The organism is Streptomyces sp. NPDC007164 (assembly GCF_040634135.1).
GTDB lineage: Bacteria > Actinomycetota > Actinomycetes > Streptomycetales > Streptomycetaceae > Streptomyces > Streptomyces sanglieri.
On sequence record NZ_JBEYFB010000014.1, the window covers coordinates 98339 to 117202 of the forward strand.

General features: G+C 72.4%; 16 protein-coding genes and 1 pseudogene. 16 read left to right on the top strand and 1 reads right to left on the bottom strand.

The window, feature by feature from the left end:
* Positions 1–5: 5 nt before the first annotated feature.
* Positions 6–701: a LuxR C-terminal-related transcriptional regulator gene (locus ABZ622_RS19655; protein ID WP_360544740.1), complete on the bottom strand. Its 696-nt coding sequence runs from the start codon at positions 699–701 to the stop codon at positions 6–8.
* A gap of 240 nt (positions 702–941) precedes the next feature.
* Between ABZ622_RS19655 and ABZ622_RS19660 the strand changes: the two genes are divergently transcribed.
* The 16 genes and pseudogenes from ABZ622_RS19660 to ABZ622_RS19735 all read left to right on the top strand — a co-directional run bounded on the left by ABZ622_RS19660 (position 942) and on the right by ABZ622_RS19735 (position 18032).
* Positions 942–2258 (top strand): hydrolytic protein, encoded by a 1317-nt coding sequence (locus ABZ622_RS19660; protein ID WP_360544742.1) that lies wholly within the window; start codon positions 942–944, stop codon positions 2256–2258.
* A gap of 484 nt (positions 2259–2742) precedes the next feature.
* Positions 2743–4272, top strand: coding sequence for a phage tail sheath family protein (locus ABZ622_RS19665; protein ID WP_360544744.1), 1530 nt, complete (start codon positions 2743–2745; stop codon positions 4270–4272).
* 41 nt (positions 4273–4313) lie between these two features.
* A complete protein-coding gene (locus ABZ622_RS19670; protein WP_124720830.1) occupies positions 4314–4754 on the top strand; it encodes a phage tail protein in 441 nt (146 codons plus the stop codon).
* Entirely contained in the window at positions 4751–5257 is a 507-nt protein-coding gene (locus ABZ622_RS19675) for a hypothetical protein (protein ID WP_360544746.1), read from the top strand. Before ABZ622_RS19670 ends, ABZ622_RS19675 begins: the two co-directional genes overlap by 4 nt.
* A complete protein-coding gene (locus ABZ622_RS19680) occupies positions 5254–5412 on the top strand; it encodes a DUF6760 family protein (protein WP_164495324.1) in 159 nt (52 codons plus the stop codon). Before ABZ622_RS19675 ends, ABZ622_RS19680 begins: the two co-directional genes overlap by 4 nt.
* A gap of 4 nt (positions 5413–5416) precedes the next feature.
* Positions 5417–8506, top strand: a complete 3090-nt coding sequence (locus ABZ622_RS19685; RefSeq protein ID WP_360544748.1) for a hypothetical protein — start codon at positions 5417–5419, stop codon at positions 8504–8506.
* Between the two features lie 56 nt (positions 8507–8562).
* Positions 8563–8988, top strand: coding sequence for a phage tail protein (locus ABZ622_RS19690; protein WP_266910169.1), 426 nt, complete (start codon positions 8563–8565; stop codon positions 8986–8988).
* A 60-nt stretch (positions 8989–9048) separates the two neighbouring features.
* On the top strand, positions 9049–9771 hold the full coding sequence (locus ABZ622_RS19695; RefSeq protein ID WP_360544750.1) for a LysM peptidoglycan-binding domain-containing protein: 723 nt from the start codon (positions 9049–9051) through the stop codon (positions 9769–9771).
* Positions 9768–11534 (top strand): VgrG-related protein, encoded by a 1767-nt coding sequence (locus tag ABZ622_RS19700; RefSeq protein WP_360544752.1) that lies wholly within the window; start codon positions 9768–9770, stop codon positions 11532–11534. The genes ABZ622_RS19695 and ABZ622_RS19700 overlap by 4 nt, the downstream gene beginning before the upstream one ends.
* Positions 11535–11600: 66 nt before the next feature.
* On the top strand, positions 11601–11918 hold the full coding sequence (locus ABZ622_RS19705; protein WP_360544754.1) for a PAAR domain-containing protein: 318 nt from the start codon (positions 11601–11603) through the stop codon (positions 11916–11918).
* Positions 11915–12340: a GPW/gp25 family protein gene (locus tag ABZ622_RS19710; RefSeq protein ID WP_124720822.1), complete on the top strand. Its 426-nt coding sequence runs from the start codon at positions 11915–11917 to the stop codon at positions 12338–12340. The genes ABZ622_RS19705 and ABZ622_RS19710 overlap by 4 nt, the downstream gene beginning before the upstream one ends.
* Positions 12340–14301 (top strand): putative baseplate assembly protein, encoded by a 1962-nt coding sequence (locus tag ABZ622_RS19715; protein ID WP_360544756.1) that lies wholly within the window; start codon positions 12340–12342, stop codon positions 14299–14301. The genes ABZ622_RS19710 and ABZ622_RS19715 overlap by 1 nt, the downstream gene beginning before the upstream one ends.
* Positions 14298–14861, top strand: coding sequence for a phage tail protein I (locus ABZ622_RS19720; protein WP_360544758.1), 564 nt, complete (start codon positions 14298–14300; stop codon positions 14859–14861). Before ABZ622_RS19715 ends, ABZ622_RS19720 begins: the two co-directional genes overlap by 4 nt.
* Before the next feature lie 4 nt (positions 14862–14865).
* Positions 14866–14928 (top strand): annotated as a pseudogene (locus tag ABZ622_RS19725) (zinc ribbon domain-containing protein); the annotation flags it as partial.
* Between the two features lie 639 nt (positions 14929–15567).
* Positions 15568–16341: a zinc ribbon domain-containing protein gene (locus tag ABZ622_RS19730; RefSeq protein WP_360544894.1), complete on the top strand. Its 774-nt coding sequence runs from the start codon at positions 15568–15570 to the stop codon at positions 16339–16341.
* 263 nt (positions 16342–16604) lie between these two features.
* Entirely contained in the window at positions 16605–18032 is a 1428-nt protein-coding gene (locus ABZ622_RS19735; protein ID WP_360544760.1) for an LAETG motif-containing sortase-dependent surface protein, read from the top strand.
* The last annotated feature ends 832 nt before the right edge of the window (positions 18033–18864 follow it).

The window sequence follows — 18864 nt, forward strand, 5'->3', positions numbered from 1 at the left end:
GGGACTCAGATGAGTCCGTGTCGCATGGCGTAGCCGACGGCATGGGCCCGGTTGCGCAGTTCGAGCCGGGTCGCCACCTCGTGCAGCACGTTCTTGACGGTGCGTTCGGAGTACGAGGTCTTCTGCGCGATCTCCGCGGTGCCGTAGCCCTCCGACACCAGCCTGATCATCTCCGCCTCCCGCGTCGTGAGGGTGGAGAGCGAGAGCCCCCGGGGGTCGAGGACCGTGCGCTGGAGGCTGCTGACATGGGTGAGGAGCTTTCCGAGCAGGTCGCCCGGCAGTACGCCTTCGCCGTTCGCCATCGCCGTCACCAGGTGGACGAGGCTGTCCTGATCGGCCTCGCCGCGTCGCAGCACGGCGGCGACGCCGCACTCGATCATGGTCTGGAGCGCGCCCGATTCGAAGAACCCGACGACGAGTCCGGTGCGGGTCGAGGTGTTGCGCTGGAGGCGTTGCAGGAGCTGGACGGTGGGTTCGTTCACCATGTCCACCACCACCAGGGAGACTTGGGCCCGGTCCGCCTCGGACTCGGGTATCAGCTCTATCTCCGGCCGTGGGCGTAATTGCTGGACCACACCGGTCTGCAGTATCAGGTCCTCCGCGTACACCGCCACGGAGACTCTGCCCCGGGGGGCCTCGGGGGCACTGTCCGCGGCGGCGTACGCCGAGGCGGCGGATCCGCGGAACCGTCCGCGATCCATTGCCCGGCTGTTGGATTCTGCTGCTGTCGTCGTCATTCTTCTGCGTGCCTGTCTTCCTCAGGTACTTCCGTCCGATACGCCGGATTCCGATCTCGACCGCGTCCGCCTGCGGCAGGGCGACCGGGCCCGGGGAGGGCTCGCCGGGACATCGTGCCGTTGGGCCGCCGGGGCACCACCCCTGCCCGTTCGTTGCCCTCGCGTCTCTGCTGCGCGGCCGCGCGTTGGGCCTACCGTCGCATCGTGACCACATCTGCCGAACTCGAAACGCCCACGGTGACGGTGTCGCCCGGCACTGAAGCGACGACGACCCTGACGGTGCGCAACGACGGTGACATCGTCGAGGCGTACACGCTCGAAGTGGTCGGCGACTGCGCCCCTTGGAGCACCGTCGAGCCGGCCCGCGTGTCCCTCTACCCGGGCACCTCCGAAGTGGTGACCGTACGGTTCGCGCCGCCCAGATCCCACGAGGTCCGGGCCGGCGAGATACCCCTGGGTGTCCGCGTACTGCCCACGGAGCACCCCGAATCGGTGGCGGTGCCCGAGGCCACGGTGATCGTCGCGCCGTTCCACGAGCTCCGGGCGGAGCTCGACCCGGGCCGGCGCTCCGGCTGGCGGGGCGCCCGCTTCCGGGCCGCGGTGCAGAACCGCGGCAACACCCCGGTCGACATCGCGCTCTCCGGGAAGCAGGCCGGGGAGGAACTCCGCCTCGCCTTCACCCAGGGCCAACGGCGCCTGGAACCGGGCGAGTCCGCCGAGGCCGGCCTGCGGGTACGGGCCCGGAAGCTGATCTGGTTCGGGCAGCCGGTGACCTGGCCGTTCGAGGTCGAGGCCGCCGAGAGCACCGAGGGGAACACCGACGGCGAGCGGTCCGGCAGGTCCGAGACGCTGCCCGGCGAGTTCGCCCAACGTCCCATCCTGCCCCGGTGGTTGCTGATCGTCCTGGCCGCGCTGCTCGCACTGCTGCTCGCGTGGTTCGCACTGGTGAGGCCCGCGGTGCGGAGCACCGCGAAGCAGGCGGCGAACGAGGCCGCTCAGGAGAAGAAGCCCGACGGACAGCAGGGTGCGGCGGACGGCGGCACGGGCGACCCGGCCGGCGGCCAGGGGCAGGACAAGGGTGACGGGAAGGGCAAGCCCGGCACGTCCGGGGGAGCCGGCTCGGGCGGCTCCAGTTCGGGGACGGGCGGCGGGACCGGTGGCACCCAGCAGAGCTCGGCGACGATCGATGTGCAGACCGGGTCCGGGGCCCAGAAGAAGGGGACGTACAAGGTTCCGGAGGGAAAGGTGTTCGGAGTCACGGACATCGTGGTGGCGAACTTCCAGGGTGACGAAGGCGTGCTGACGATCTCCTTCGGGAAACGGAAGATCACCACCATCGCTCTGGAGACCTTCCGCAACCAGGACTATCACTGGGTCACCCCCATCGAGATTCAGGAGAACGACACCGTCACCGCCTCCGTGACCTGCAACAAACCCGGCACCCCGGCAACCGGAACTCAGGCTTCCAAATGCCACCAGGTGCTCAATGTCAGCGGTGAGCTGAGCGACGTCGCACCGTAGTAACAAAGCGCCTGACCTCCTGCTTCCTCCGCAGAAGATGAGAACAGCAGAGATCCCGTTCCAAGGAAACCCGGCTTGCCGGTCTTTGGCGGTTTCCTTCCCCTGCGCACATCAAGAGGTGGGGAAGGGTGGTCAAGGACGGGATCCGGTCGCCAAAGCCCGACAGGGCCGTCGGGGCCCGAGAATTCTGGCTGATTTCCGTTGATGCGGCACCGGCGGCCGGGCACCCGAATTTCCCCCGGGGAACCGGCCGTTGCCCTGGTGGCCGGGTTCCGGAAATCCATTGTTCACACCGTTGTCACATGGCCGGAACAGGAAATGCGCCGGCCGGCGGGCCCGCCCGCGAAGGGGAGCTTTTCCTGCCCTGCGGGGTGCCTGGGAAGGCAGCACCCTTGCCCCGTGCCCAGGACCTTGAGACCTACTGTCCGCCACAGCCGCCGAGGAAGACTCGGCGACGAACGAATGACCACGCGAAGGAGCGAGCATGCCGTCGTACCTCACCCCGGGTGTTTACGTGGAGGAGGTGCAGTCCGGTGCGCGGCCCATCGAGGGAGTCGGCACCGCGGTCGCAGCCTTCGTCGGTTTCGCGGAGTCCGGCCCCTTCCACCAGCCGACGCTGGTGACCAACTGGGACCAGTACGTCCAGACCTTCGGCACCTTCACCGCCGACACCTATCTGGCCCCCGCGGTCTACGGCTACTTTGCCAACGGCGGCGGCGCCGCGTACATCGTGCGCATCGGCGGCCCCGCACAGGACTCGGCGCAGAAGTCCGTGTCCGGGTCGGCGCCGACCGCCGCCCTCGGCGGGTTCCAGGTCTCCGCGCGGCCCGGCGCGAGCGCCGACCTCACCGTCGAGATCACCGACGCCGAGGGCGAGAACCCCCCGGAGGACCGGTTCCGGCTGCTGGTGCGGCAGGCCGGCAAGGTGGTGGAGACGTACGACGCCTCCAGCCGCAAGAACGTCAAGGGCTATCTCGTCACCCAGGCCCGCCAGTCCAAGTTCGTCCAGGTCACCGAGCAGCCCGGCGCGGCCCAGACCCGCCCCGAGAACCAGAGCCTCGCCCTCGCGCCCGCCGCTGCGGCCCCCGGGGCCGGTGTCGCGCGGCTCGACCCGTCCGAGTACGTTGGTGACGCCGCTGCCCGCACCGGGTTCGCCGGCCTCGAAGCGATCGACGAGATCACCATGGTCGCCGTCCCGGACCTGATGAGCGCCTACCAGCGCGGGGACATCGACGCCGACGGCGTCAAGGCCGTCCAGCTGGCCGTGATCTCGCACTGCGAGCAGATGGGCGACCGGGTCGCCATCCTGGACACCCCGCCGGGCATGAACGCCCAGCGCGTCCGTGCCTGGCGCAACGACGACGCCGGATACGACTCGCGCTACGCCACCGTGTACTACCCGTGGGTCAAGGTCTTCGACCCGGCCACCGGCCACAACTCCCTGGTGCCGCCGAGTGGTCACGTCGCCGGCGTCTGGGCGCGCAGCGACGGTGAGCGCGGTGTGCACAAGGCCCCCGCCAACGAGGTCATCCGCGGCGCGCTGGACCTGGAGATCCGCCTCAGCAAGGGCGAGCAGGACCTGCTCAACCCGATCGGCGTCAACTGCGTACGCGCCTTCCCCGGCCGCGGCATCCGGATCTGGGGCGCGCGCACCCTCTCGTCCGACCCGGCCTGGCGCTACCTCAACGTACGCCGACTCTTCAACTACCTGGAGGAGTCGATCCTCCTGGGCACCCAGTGGGTGGTGTTCGAGCCGAACGACGACCGCCTCTGGTCGAGCATCCGGCGCAACGTCACCGCCTTCCTCACCGAGGAGTGGCGCCGCGGGGCCCTCTTCGGACGCACGGCCGAGGAAGCGTTCTACGTCAAGTGCGACCGCGACAACAACCCGCAGGAGTCGATCGACCTCGGCCAGGTCGTGTGCGAGATCGGCGTGGCTCCGGTGAAGCCCGCGGAGTTCGTGATCTTCCGCCTCGCGCAGTTCTCCGACAGCACGAGCCTCGTCAACGAGTGACCCGCCAGGGTCCCCCCGAACGGAACAGGTGACACAGAGTCATGGCAGAGGGCGACGCTCTTTCCACCCACGTCTTCGGCGTGCAGCTGGGCGGCTATCTCGTCGAGTCGATCCAAGAGATCAGCGGATTGACCGTCGAGGAGGAAGTCGTCGAGGTCCGTCAAGTGACCGCCGAGGGCAAGCAGATCATCCGCAAGCAGCCCGGCGCACGCCAGGCGGGCGAGGTGACGATCACCCGCGGGCTCGACAAGAGCAGCGAGTTCACCAAATGGATCAAGGAGACGCTCAACAACGGTGCGGTCGACACCGCGCGCCAGAACCTCACCATCGAGATCAAGGACTCGAAGGGTGAGACGGTCCGGCGCATCCAGCTGATGCAGGGCTGGGCCAGCAAGTGGGAGGGCCCCTCGCTGAAGGCCGGCGAGTCCAGTGCCGCGACCGAGACGGTGACCATCACCTTCGAGGAGATCGTGGTCGAATGAGGCGCAGGACCGTTACGTCGGGTGGGCTCGACGAAGTCCTCGACAGCCTCGCGTCCTCCTCGCCCGCCACGGGTGAGGAGGCTCCCGCACCGGCTGCGGCACGGCCCCGGGAGCGTGACCGGGACCAGCAGGAGCTGCGTACGGAGTTCGAGTTCGAGCTGCCGCGCGGCTACGTCGACGACGAGGGCCAGGTCCATCGGCACGGCTCGATGCGGCTCGCGACGGCACGGGACGAGCTGCGCCCGCAGATCGACCTGCGGGTGAAGGAGAACCCGGCGTACCTGTCGGTGGTGCTGCTGAGCCAGGTGATCACTCAGCTCGGCACCATCACCGATGTGCACGCCGGGGTCGTCGAGCGGATGTACGCCACGGACGTGGCGTTCCTCCAGGACTTCTACCGCCGGATCAACAGCGAGGGCCACACCCATGCCGCGGTGACCTGTCCGCTGTGCCACGGATCGTTCGAGGTGGACCTCTCGGGTGGGCGCCTGGGGGAATCGTGACGTACGCGCTTCCCCGGCTGCGGGAGGAGATCGCGTACGTCGCCTACCACTTCCATTGGCCACGAGAGGACATTCTCGACCTCACCCACGCCGAGCGTCAGGAGTGGGTACGGGAGATAGCGCGGATCAACACCCGCGTCAACGAAGGCGGGTGATCGTGTGGGTCTCGGGAACTGGTTCCGCCGAGGGGGCGGGCAGCAGCCTCCAACACCTTCCCGGGACGGCGTCGGGCCCGAAGCCGGGGCCGGCACCGGCTCCGCCTCCGCCGCCGCGTCCACCCCTGCCGTCGCTCCGGAACCGGAGGCCGGTGGCCGGGACGGCTCCGGCGGGGGCGACGGCGACTGGGACGGTGGCTGGCGGCGGGTCGCGCCGCCGGCGGTGACCGTCGCCCGGTCCTCGATCGGGGTGAGCGACGGCCTGCGGTTCCGGGACGGCCTCGCGTCGTGGCAGAACCTCGCGTTCGCGGGCGAACTCGGCCATGCCGTACTGCCGTCCGCACCGGTGGGCCTGATCCACGGTGTCGCCCGTCCGGGCGGCGCACGGTCCACGGCCCCCGGCGGACCGCTGCTGCTGCGTGCCGCCCCGACCGGGGCGGACGGGGAAGCGGCAGCCGCTGCGGGCCCGGCACCCGCCTCGGCGGGCGGAGCGACCGGCAGCGGCAGGGCGCGCGGGCGGTCGTCGGCCCCCGCGCCGGTCCAGAGGTCGAGCGGTACGAAGTCCACCGGCTCCTCCGGGAGCGGGGCGCCCGGGCGCTCGGACCATGGGGGCGGTGCCACTGCCGGGAAGGCCGCGGGAGCGGCGGCCCCGGTGAGGAGCACGGCGCGGGCGGACAGCACGGCTCCGGGAGCGGCTGCGGCCCGGGGACCGGCCACCGAGTCGGCGTCGCGGCAGGCCACGGACACCGCACCGGCAGCGGTTTCGATCCAGCGGGCCGGGCCCGCCGCCGTACGTCCTCGGCGGACCGCTCCGCCACTGATCGTCGCCCGGCGTCCGGCGATGGCGCTGCGTCGGATGACCGGGGTACTGCCGCCGACAGCCTCCGCATCGGCCACTACTGCCGCCGCCGCAACCGCCTCCGGCGACGCTGAGCAGGGGCGCGGTTCCGGCGGTGCGGCTCCCGCCGTCCCGGACGGTGCCGTCCTGCCGACGGACCGCGCCGTCGGCCGTACCACTGCCGCACCGGTGCGTCCCGCTCTGGGCAAGCCGCTGCGGGAGCTGCCCACCGGGGCCGTGCCCACCGGCCCGGCGGCGTCGGGCGGGGTCGCGCCGTCCGCCCCCGAAGGGCAGGGGGCGGCGGCCATGCCCGTACTGCAACGCCAGGCATCGGACGCGGCAGCCCCGGTGGTGGACACGCCTTCGCCGGGGGCGCTGGGACCGACGGTGCGTCAGCCAACTCCCGATGGCGGCCGGTTGCCGGACTCCCCGGCACCGCAGCCGTCGCAGCGTGATGTGTCCGGCTCACCTGCTCGCGCCCGTGGCGGGATCGGCGTCCCGCTCACCTCGCTTCCGCCGACCGCCAGGCTCCGGAACGACGCACCACTGCTCGGCGACCGGCGTCGGGCGCAGCCGGGAAGTGCGGGCCCTCGGCAGGACCGGACGGCGGCGGGAGAGCATGGGACGATCCCGCTCCAGCTCTCGCCATCGCCCTCGACCTCGCCATCGACCGCCCCCTCGGCAGCCGTCGAGCCGGTGCCGAAGCCGCTGAACGCGCCCGCCGAGATGCCGGTTCGCTCGTCCGCCGCACCCGCTTCGGCCGCCGGGTCCGGTGGGCCCGGTGGGCCCGGTGGGTCCGCACCGGAACCTGCGGCCGTCCAGCGCGTGGTGGACCCGGCGCGTCCGAACACGCCCCTCGCCGGCCCGTCGCCGTCCCCCGCCGGTCCCGTCGCACCGGTACGTATCCGCAGGATCACCCCGGAGCGGGAGAAGGGGCGGGCGACCGGGCCCGGCCCCGGTACCGGGGGACCAGCAGTCGTCGTTCAGCGGTCGCGGGGTCTCCTCGCGGGCAGGGCCCTGGACGTGAGCACCGGCTCAGCCGAGGGGTTTTCGGCGCAGCGGACGGCGGGCAGCACAGCCCGGCCCGTAGTGGCGGCCACCTGGCGTCGTGACGTACGGCAGCCCGGGTCCGAAGCGCCGCCGCCGCCTTCGCAGGGGCGCGGGAACCCGCGTACCGGGGAGGACCGGGGGCAGCAGTACGCCGCACCCCGGCAGCCCATTCCTCCCGCACCCACCCGCCCCGCAGACCCCACTCCGCCCCGCAGCCCGCGTGCCGCCGGCCCCGGGACGACCTCCGGCGGAGCGGCGCCCGGCGGCACCGTCCAACGCCTCGTGTCCGGGAACCCGGCGCCCGGCACCTCCGGAACCAGCGGTGCGCCCTCGGGCCGCACGCCCACCCGTGCCCCCGGCCGTACGCCCGGCAGCGACCCCGGTGCCGGAACCGGGACCGGCACCGAGCCCGACCGGCGATCGGGGCGCGGCCGGGGGCCGGCCCGTTCCCTCCTGCGGCTCGTACAGCGTTCGCCACGTGACGGCGCGGCAGGGGCACCTGCGATGGCACCGTCCCGTTCCGACGCGCACCCGCCGGAGCAGGGCCCCGCAGGGGGACCTGCCGCCCGCCGCCCCGTAGCGCCGCCCCCGGCGGCGCGCCCCGCGCCTGCCGCTCCGGGCGTCCCGCCCGCGAGACCGGCCGACCGGCCCGTCCCGGTGGTTCGTCCGCATCCGCCCGCGACGGACCGGCAGGGCGCGGCCGCCGTGCCCGTACAGCGGATGGCGTTCCCGGTGGTGCCCGAATCCGCCGCGCCCGCGACCGCCGCACCGATGCCCGAGTCCGCCGGGTCCGCGCCCCACGGACCACCGACCCTCGCGGTACGGGTTCCACAACACGCACCGGCCACCACCCGGACCGCGCCGCCGACCTCCGGTCGCACCGCGACACCGGCTGCCGCGCCGGCTGCCGGAGCCCGGAACTCCCGGGCCACGGCCGAGGTGCTTCAGAGGGTGGCGGCCGACGCCGGGATCACCGGAGTCCCGGTGCGGGCGGTCCCGGTGCAGCGGTCCGGTCCGCCGGGCCGGACCGCCCCGGCCGGACCGGACACGCCGGCCACCGGCGACCCGGCGACCGCGAACCGGGTCAGCGCGACGGACATCGAGGAACTGGCCCGTCGGCTGATCGATCCGGTGAGCCGGCTGATCCGCGCGGACCTGCGCAGAGGACGGGAACGTACCGGACGGCTGTACGACGGCCACCGCTGACAACGGTCCGCCCCTCCCGCAACGTACGTGGCAACAGCAGAGAAGAAGAGAAGCACATGACGGACAACATCTTCGCGACGAGTGTGTTCTTCAAGCTCGTCATCGGAGGCAGCGACCTGGGGGCCTTCCACACCTGCTCGGGGCTGGGCGCCGAGGTGGAGATGGAGCAGTACGCCGAGGGCGGCAACAACGGATTCACCTGGCAGCTGCCGGGGCGGATCACCTGGACCAACATCACACTGACCCGCCCCGTCACCGCCGACACGCTCAAGATCGCGCGATGGCTGAACGAGACGATTCAGCGGGTCGAGCCCAAGGACGGCGAGATCGTCGCGCTCCGCCCCGACCTCAGCCGCATCATCAGCTGGCAGGTGCAGGGAATCGTGCCGGTCCGCTGGCAGGGGCCGTCCTTCGACCCCGCCGACTCGCAGGCGGCGATCGAGACGCTGGAGATCGCACACGAGGGCCTGGAACCATCCTGACGCAACGTCATATGCCGTACCAGGAACCGATACCGGAGAAGAACGGGAAGGAGGAACGCAATGTCACCCGCTGTCCGTACGAGCCGTGCTCGCGCCCAGCTGACCATCATGGAACCGCCGGCGACCGTCGGCGCCAAGCCCGGCGGGACCCTCGCCCGGATCACGTTGCAGTTCAACCCCGCGAAGCTGTCGCTGAGCAAGAGCACCGAGTGGCGGCGTACGCCGTCCCGGATGGCCGGGCAGTCCGCACTGCCCGAATTCGTGGGCAGCGGACCCCGGTCGTTGTCCCTGGAGGTCTTCCTGGACGCCACCGCCACCCATGACAACTCGGTGGAGAAAGCGGTGGAACAGCTCATGACGGCCTGTGTGCCCACCCCGAGCAGCCTGGCCCGCAAGACGCCCGCCAGTCCCTGGGTCCGGTTCGACTGGGGCACGTCGAAGACGACCTCGTTCGACGGCGTGATGTCCAACCTCTCCGTCTCGTACACCCTGTTCGACGTCGACGGGAAGCCGCTGCGCGCCACCTGCTCGCTCTCGATCGAGGAGGCGAGCGTCGATCCGGCCGGCCAGAACCCCACCTCGGGCTCGCGGGAGGCGCGCCGCACCCATCGGGTGGTGGCCGGGGATAGTCTGCCGCTGCTGGCCTGGCGGGAGTACGGCGATGCCACCGCCTGGCGCACCATCGCGGAGGCCAACGACGTGGACGACCCGATGCAGTTGACACCCGGCAGGGAGCTGGTCGTGCCCGGACTGGAAGACCGCGCTTCGGAGGCCGGCCGGTGACCGCCGCAGGGCGCTCCTTCGCCGCGGATCCGATCGTCGAGGCCCCCGGCGAGCTGCCGGCCGCCTGGGTGGCCCAGCTGGTGAGCTGTGTGGTGGACGAGAACGTGGGCCTGCCGGACGCCGCCGTGCTGACGTACCGCGACCCCGATCACAAGCTGCTCACCGCCACCGGAATCACCATCGGCACCCCGCTGAAGATCTCCGTGGTCACCGTGCAGGAGCGGGTGCGCGAGCGGCTGTTCACCGGTGAGGTCACGGCGGTCGAGCTGGACAGCGACACCACCGGCTCGTTCACCGTGGTGCGCGCCTTCTCCAAGGCCCACCGGCTCCAGCGCGGCCGGAAGGTGGTGGCCTTCCGCAACATGAAGACCGCGGACATCGTCCGCAAGGTCGCCGCCGGTGCCGGGCTGACCTGCGGAAAGATCGAGGCCGCACCCATCACGTACAAGCAGCTGACCCAGCCCAACGTCTCGGACTGGGAGTTCCTCCAGTACCTCGCGGGCGAGAGCGGCGCGCACGTACGGGTGGACGACCAGGGCCTGTTGCAGTTCGTGAAGCCGAAGCCCGCCTCGTCGGCGCCCTCGCCCGCCACCTCCGCCACCCGCCACCCGATGGTTCTGGAGTACGGGCGCAACCTGCTGGCCCTGCGGGCCGTGCTGACCGGTGCGGACGGGGCGGACAGTGTGGAGGTGCGCGGCTGGAACGTCGACACCAAGACCCGGCTGGTGGCCCGCGAGCAGTCCGTCCGCAGCGACACCGTGTCCCCGGGGATGAGCCCGTCGCTGGCCGCCGGGGCGTTCGGCCCGAGCGCCCGGCTGACGGTCACCGACACCCCGTACCGGACCCAGGCCGAGGCCAGGGCCGTGGCCGGATCGGTGGCCGCGTCGGTGAGCTCGGGATTCGGTGAGATCGAGGCGGTCGCCGAGGGCAACCCCCGGCTGAAGGCGGGCCTGCCGGTCGCTCTCGGCAACGTCGGGCCCGCGTTCGCCGGGCGCTACACGGCGACCGCCGCGCACCACGTGCTCGAACCCAACGGCGGCTACCGCACCACCGTGCAGGTGAGCGCGGCGCCCGACCGTTCGCTGGCGGGGCTGACCAGCGGCTCCAACGCACCCTCGCGGGGCCCGCGGATGCCCGGCCTCGCGATCGGTGTGGTCACCGACATCCGCGAGGGCAAGACCGAACGGGGCTGGGTCAAGCTGAAGTTCCCCTGGCTCGACGACACCTACGTGACCGACTGGGTCCGCACGGTGCAGTGGGGCGGGCAGGGCGGCGGCGGGGTGTTCAGCCCCGAGGTCAACGACGAGGTGCTGGTCGGGTTCGAGCAGGGGATGCTGGACAGCCCCTATGTGCTGGGCGGTCTCTACAACGGGGTGGACAAACCCTCGCCGCACGACGTGCCGCTGGTCGACCCGACCAGCGGAAAGGTCAACCGCCGTTCGCTGGTGTCCCGTTCGGGGAACCGGCTGGAACTGCTGGACGCCCCGCGCGGACCGTCCGGCGTCCGGCTGGCGACCGGGGACAAGCGGCTCGACATCACACTGGACGAGCGGCGGGGCGAGATCGCCCTGACGGTGTTCGCCCGGGGAGGCACCCGCGCGCTGAGCTCCGTGACCCTCTCCTCGTCCGGGATCACCCTCGACGCCGGTACCGGGGACGTCAATGTGAAGGGACGCTCGGTGACCATCAACGGCAAGACGGGGGTCACGGTGGACGGCGGTCTGCTCGCGGTGCTCAAGGCCAAGCTCATCCGGATCAACTGAGGCCTGTATCCGGGCCCGTGCCGTTCGACGGCGACAGAATTCCCATCACAGCAAGGAGAAGAGATCATGCCCCCCGCAGCTCGCACGGGCGACAGCACCGCCCACGGCGGCGTCATCGGCACCCCGCCCCCGGGCGCGGTGGCCGTCGCCACCGTGCTGATCGGCGGTCGGCCCGCGGCCGTCACCGGGAGCCTGCACGTGTGCGTCATCCCGCACCATGCCGCGCTCGGACCGGGGAACGTGATCATGCCCGACCCGGCCGCCGCGGTCACCGGCCCGGTCCTGATCGGCGGGCTGCCCGCCGCCCGGATGCGGGACAGGACCAGCTGCGGCGCAACCATCGTCAGCGGCGCGCTGAACGTACTGATCGGGGGCCCGATGTGAGCGGCAGCGGGTTCATCGGACGCGGCTGGGGCTTCCCGCTGCGGGTCGGCGCCACCGGGGGCATCGGCATGGTCGAGCGGGACCGGGAGATCGAGGAGGCCATCGGGCTGGTGCTCGGCACGGCGCCGGGCGAGCGGCCGATGCGCCCGGAGTTCGGCTGTGGCATCCACGACTACGTCTTCGCACCCGGGGACGGCGCCACCGCCGGGCGCATCGCGCACGAGGTCCGCACCTCGCTGGAGCGGTGGGAGCCGCGCATCGAGGTGACCGACGTGGTGATCGCCTTCGACGCCATCGAGGAGGGCACCTTGTACATCGACGTGCACTACACCGTGCGGGCCACCAACGACCTGCGCAACCTGGTCTTCCCCTTCTACACCATTCCGTCCTCCGAGGGCTCCGAAGAAACGGGAGTGCGCTGATGGCCCTGCCCTCACCCAATCTGGACGACCGGCGATTCCAGCAACTCGTCGACGAGGCCAAGCGGTATGTCCAGCAGCGCTCTCCCGAGTGGACCGATCACAACGTGTCGGACCCGGGTGTCACACTCATCGAGACGTTCGCGTACATGGTCGATCAGCTGCTGTACCGGCTGAACCGGGTCCCGGACAAGAACTACTCCGCCTTCCTCGACCTGTTGGGCGTCACGCTGTTCCCGCCGACGGTGGCCCGCGCCGAGGTCGACTTCTGGCTCTCCGCGCCGCAGCCGGAGACCGTGCGGCTCCCGGCGGGCACCGAGGTCGCCACCTCACGCGGTGAGACCGAGGAAGCGGTGGTGTTCTCCACCTCCGAGGAGCTGCCGATCGTGCCGAGTTCGCTGATCCGGCTGGTCACCGCGCCGGTGTCGGGCGATCAGACCGACCGCACCGCGCCGCTCGGCGCGGGCAAGGACATCCCGTGCTTCCAGCCCCGGCCGGCACCCGGCGACGCCCTGCTGTTCGGGCTGCCCACCGCCGTGCCCCGGTGCATCGTCGCCGTACGCCTGGACAGCCGGGTGGAGGGCGTCGGCGTCGACCCGCGGCAGCCGCCGCTGGTCTGGGAGGCGTGGGACGGTGCCCGCTGGGTCACCTGCCGGACCGGCACCGACAGCACCGGCGGGCTGAACAGGCCCGGTGAGATCATCGTGTTCGTCCCCGCCGGACACACCGCCTCGGTGACCGCGGGAACCCGGGCGGGCTGGCTGCGCTGCCGGGTCACCGCGCCGGAGCCGGGCCAGCCGTTCTACTCCGAGTCGCCGACGATCCGGGAGGCCGAGGTCTTCACCGTCGGCGGCACGGCGGACGTCGAACACGCGGAGACCGTCCTCGACGTGCCGCTCGGTGTCTCCGAGGGCGTCGCCGGGCAGCGGTTCTCCGTGAACCGGGCGCCGCTGCTGCTGGACGGGGAGCCGCCGGTCGTCCAGGTGTCCTCCGCGGAGGGCTGGCAGGTCTGGACGGCCGTGGAGCATTTCGGCGCCTCCGCCCCGCACGACCGGCACGTGCGGATCGACGCCGTCTCGGGGGAGTTCGCCTTCCCGCCCGAGGTGCGCGAACCGGACGGCACGATGCGCTCCTACGGCGCGGTGCCCGAGAAGGGCGCCCAACTGCGCGTCCCCCGCTACCGCACGGGTGGCGGGGCGGCCGGCAACGTCGCGCGCGGCGCCATCAACGTACTGCGCAGCTCGGTGCCGTACGTGGCGGGCGTGGACAACCGCGAGGCGGCCGGCGGCGGGGTCGACGGCGAGACCGTGGAGAACGCGAAGGTCCGGGCGCCCAACATCCTCCGGGTGCAGGAACGCGCGGTCACGGCCGGGGACTACGAGGCCATCGCCCGCGAGGCCGCACCCTCCCTGCGCAGGGTCCGCTGCGTGCCCGCCGTCGCGGGGGAGGCCGGTGCGGTACGGGTACTGGTGGTGCCCGACGCGGTCGTCGACGAGGGCGGCCAACTCCGGTTCGAGCAGCTGATCCCGTCGGACCCGGTGCTCGCCACGGTCACGGCGCGGCTCGACGAGCGGCGCCTGGTCGGCACCCGGCTGCTGGTGGAACCGCCCGCGTACCAGGGCGTCACCGTGGTCGCCAGGCTGGTGACGAACGGCGGCGACGCCGACCGGGTCCGCGCGGACGCGATCGCGGCGCTGTTCGACCACATCGACCCGCTGCGGGGCGGGGCGGACGGGACCGGGTGGCCGTTCGGCAGGCCGGTGCAGTACGGCGAGATCTTCGCCGTGCTCCAGGGCGTGCGGGGGGTGGGCCTGGTGGACGAGGTGCGGCTGTTCCCCGCGGACCCGATCACCGGCCGGCGCGGGGCGGCGGTCGACCGGATCGATGTCGCCCCCGGCGCCCTGGTCTTCTCGCACCAGCACCAGGTCGAGGTCACCGCGAGCACGGCCGGTGACGGCTCATGACCAGAGCTGCCGTACCCGGGCTGGCCAGCCGCTACCCGATCGGCGGGCTGCTGCCCGCGCTGTACGCGGACGACGACCTGGCCCAGCGGTTCACGGCGGGCCTCGACACCGTCCTGGCGCCGGTCCTGTCCACGCTGGACAACCTTCCCGCCTACTTCGACCCGTCGCTGACCCCGGCCGACTTCCTGCCCTGGCTGTCGTCCTGGGTGGCCGCCGAGGCCGATCCGGCGTGGCCCGAGGAGCTGCGACGGGCCGTCGTCGCCCGCGCCGTCGAGCTGCACCGGTGGCGCGGCACCCGCCGCGGAATGGTCGAACAACTGCGGCTCTGCTTCGGTGTGCACGCCGACATCCAGGACGGCGGCGGCGCCGCGTGGTCGTCCCGGCCGGGCACCGAACTGCCCCCGGCCCCGACCGGGGAACTGCTGGTACGGGTCTGGGCACCGCACGGTGGACCGGTGGACGCCGACCGCGTCCGGGACGTCGTCGCCGCCTCGTGCCCCGTACACCTCACATGCCGGGTGGAGATCCTGCCGGGCCCACCGGACGAGACAGGAGACTGACGCGATGCGCTCGTGTCCGGCGTGCGGTTCCGCCAACCGCGAGGACGACGAATTCTGCGGGAACTGCGGCTCCTACCTGGGCTGGTCCTCCCGGACGCCGCGAACCCCTCCCGCCACGGCTGAGCCCGCCGCCCCGGCGACGGAGCCTTCCGGCACCACGACCGAACCCGCCGGTCCCACAACAGAACCGGCCGGTCCCGGAGCCGAGCCCTCCGACCCCGCGACGGAACCGGCCGCCCCGGCGGCGGTTCCTGCCGGACCATCAGCACCGGCGCGCCCGGCAGCCGAGCCCGCGACCGGTACTCCGCCTGTGCCCACGGCCGGTACTCCGCCCGTGCCCGCGACCGGTACTCCGCCTGTGCCCATGGCTGCCCCTCCGCCCGTGCCCGCGACCGGTACTCCATCCATGCCCACGGCCGGTCCCGCCCCGGAGCCCGCGCCGCCCTCGGCCGGTGCCCCGCCCTCCGTACGCCCCGAGCCACCGGCACCGGCACCGGCACCGGCACCGGCACCGGCCCCTGCCGGGCCACCGCTCGCCCCGTCCGCCCCTCCCGTACCGGCACCGCCGCCGCCCACGCGACCACCCCAGCCGCCCGCACCGGCACCCAGGCCGCCCGCGCGACCGCCGCAACCCGCCCCCGTACGCCCGGAACGGCCGGCGCAACCGGCCCCCGTACGGCCGGATTCACCTGCTGCGGACGAGCCGGTGGGCGCGGTGCAGCCGGCTCAGCCGATCGCCCGGCGGCCCGTCGTGCGGGCCGCGGCGGCCGACGAGGAGCCCGAGGGGCCGCCGTGCCCGTCATGCGGCACCCCGAACCTGCCGGGACGCAAGTTCTGCCGCCGCTGCGCAGCACCGCTGCAGACCCGGGAGCAGCCCGCACCGCTGCCCTGGTGGCGCACGGTGTGGCCGTTCCGCCGCCGGGTGCGGAACGGATCGGGCCGGGCGCTGCGGCGGACCGTGCTGGCGCTGGTGGTCGTCGGGCTGCTGTTCGCGGGCTTCCTGCTCGTACCCGCCGGGCGCTATGTCTTCGAGGACGTACGGGACAAACTCGGCGGCACGGCGGAGATCAGCCCGGCCGGGGCCACCGCGAGCGCCCACGCCGCCGGCCACCCGGCATCCGCCGCCATCGACGGGCTGACCAACAGGTACTGGGGCGCACCCACCCTCGGCTCGTCGCTGACGTGCGTCTTCGACAAGCCGTTCCGGCTGGTCGGCGTCGTGGTGTACACCGGCGTGTCGACGAAGCCCGAGGAATTCCGGCAGGGGGCCAGGCCCACCGAGGCCGAACTGGTCATCACCACGCAGGACGGCGAGGTCCGGAAGAAGTCGGTCACGCTCACCGACAAGCCGGGCCGGCAGACGGTACGGACAGGGATCAGCGACGTCGTTTCCGTCCAGCTGGTGCTGAAGGCCGCGGCCGGTCGGGGCGAGGGGCGGCCGATCGCGGTCGGGGAGGTCGAGTTCTTCAAACGCGCCTGAGACCCGCAGGACCACAGCAGAAGGGGGAGGGGAAGGGGAGCGCAGGGACAGGACCATGTGACTCTGTCATGTTCCGTGCTCCACCTCCCTCTTGATCATGATTCCAACTCGGAATCCTTATCTGAGCCATATGGCCCGGAAGCGGCAGGATTTCCGTCTCTAGGATCTCGTGTACTCGGGGTGTCCACATGCCCTTTGAGTCTTCCGCAGGCAACTCCGCATGCATCGACCACGCGGAGTTGCCTGCCCTAGAGGGGAATTTCATGATTTCTGACTTCCGGCGGCGCGTTGCCCGCCTGGCCGCCACGACCCTGGCGTCGGGTCTGGTCGTGACAGGCGCGATAGCCACGGCCGGTTCCGCGGCAGCGGACGAGAACGTCCGGGGTACGGGCGGAGCCACGGCGAAGCTCGGTGGCATCACCGACTCCGGCCAGGTCGACATCAAGGAGGCGGACGGCAGCCGCTGGTCCGTCGGCCGCGCCGGGCTCTTCGAGATGCGCGTCCACGACGGCGGCACGCTCTCGACGTACTGCATCGACCTGCGGACCGGGGCGAAGCAGGGCTACGACTACAAGGAAGTCGGCTGGGGCGAGTCGTCGCTGCACAACAACGCCGACGCGGGCAGGATCCTCTGGATCCTGGAGAACTCCTACCCGAAGGTCGGCGTGAACGACCTGGCCGGCAAGGTGGGGGCCAAGGGGCTCGACAAGGGCGACGCCGCCGCGGCGACGCAGGCAGCGATCTGGCACTTCTCGGACAAGGTCACGGCCACCCCGGCCGATGCCGACGCCAAGCTGCTCACCGAGTACCTCCTCGACAAGGCGGAAGCCCTGCAGGAGCCCGAGGCGTCGCTCAGCCTCTCCCCGTCGTCCGTCGCGGGCAAGTCCGGTGACAAGCTCGGACCGATCACCATCGGCACGAACTCGTCGGCCGCCAAGCTCTCCCTGGCCCCCGGTGCCCCGGCCGGCTCCCGGATCGTCGACAAGGACGGCAAGCCGGTCGAGTCCGCGGGCGACGGCGCCCAGGTCTTCCTGGACGTGCCCGCCGGCACCGCCGACGGCTCCACCGACCTGATCGCCCAGGCCGGCACCGAGGTGCCGCTCGGGCGGGCCTTCGTCAGCACCGACGGCCCCAGCCAGACGCTGATCCTGGCGGGCTCCAGCCGTTCGTCGGTCACCGCCAAGGCCACCGCCGCATGGGCGAAGAAAGGCGCGGTCCCGGCCGTCTCGGTCGCCAACGACTGCGTGAAGGGCGGCGTGAGCGTCCTCGCCACCAACGAGGGCGACGACGACTGGACCTTCGACCTCAAGGGCACGAAGTACACCGTTCCCGCCGGTGGGACCAAGGCGGTGACCGTCCCCGTCGCCGAGGACGCGGCCTACGACTTCACCGTCACCGGCCCGAACGGCTTCGAGAAGAACTTCAAGGGCGTCCTCGACTGCAAGACGGCGACCCCGGGCACCAAGCCGACCACGGCCCCGTCCGAGTCGCCCTCCCCGGTCGCGTCCGAGAGCCCGGCCACCGGTGGTTCGACCGGCTCGGCCACCGGATCCTCCACCGGCGACGGTGACCTCGCCGAGACCGGCGGTTCCTCCGCCACGCCGATGATCGCCGGTGTCGCGGCGGCCCTCGTCGTGATCGGCGGCGGCGCCGTGTTCTTCCTCCGCCGGAAGAAGGCCGCGGGCCAGTAGCCCACGAACTCCGGGGCCCGGCCCCGGCACTGCGCCCCGCCGGTCGTCCGGCGGGGCGCAGTGCTGCCGGACGACCGGCTCCGGGCCGGACGCCGCACCGGCGCCACGGGGGTCCGGCCCGGCCGCGGGTCCGCCTCACCGCCCCGGCGGGCTCAAGGGGTGCGGGGCAGGATCGAGCAGGTCGCCACCTCGGTGGGACGGGCACTCCGGGCGCGTACGACGGACACCCGCCGGCCGGCTCGAACTGTCCGAGTTCCTCCGGCAGCCGGAGCCGGGAATCGGTGAGCGACCTGCCGTCCCCGGTACGGACGGTGACGGTGACGGCCCACCAGTCTCCGTCGTGCGCTCCGGTGACGGTGACGGTGACCGACTCGACAGTCGCCTCCTCGGCCGTCGCGCCGGGCGGGCCGCGACGGTGAGCTTGGCCGGTGGGGGAGTGGTCCGGCGCCGGATACGCATCTGCCGGACCCGGCGCGGGTGCGCGGCCAGCATGAACGCGTCCGGTCCCCCGTGTCCGCCCGGTGCGCGCTCATCTCAGTACGCACGTGGGTCACAGCATCCAACTCCCGTCCGGTGAACGGGCGACGGTACCCGGCCGGTGGCGATCTCCTCGGGCCGCAGGAAGCCACTCACGACCGCCGACTCCCCGTCATCGCCGGTGAACGAGATCACCACCTCCACCTGGCCCGCCCCGACCCGGTCGGCGTGACGACCACACACAGCACGACCACGACGACGGCTTCCGCGGTGCTCACGACCACCCCTTCGCCCACGTCGGCGCACGCGTGTGGCTGCCGGTGAGCCCCGTCGGTCACCCGAGCGACTCGGGAAC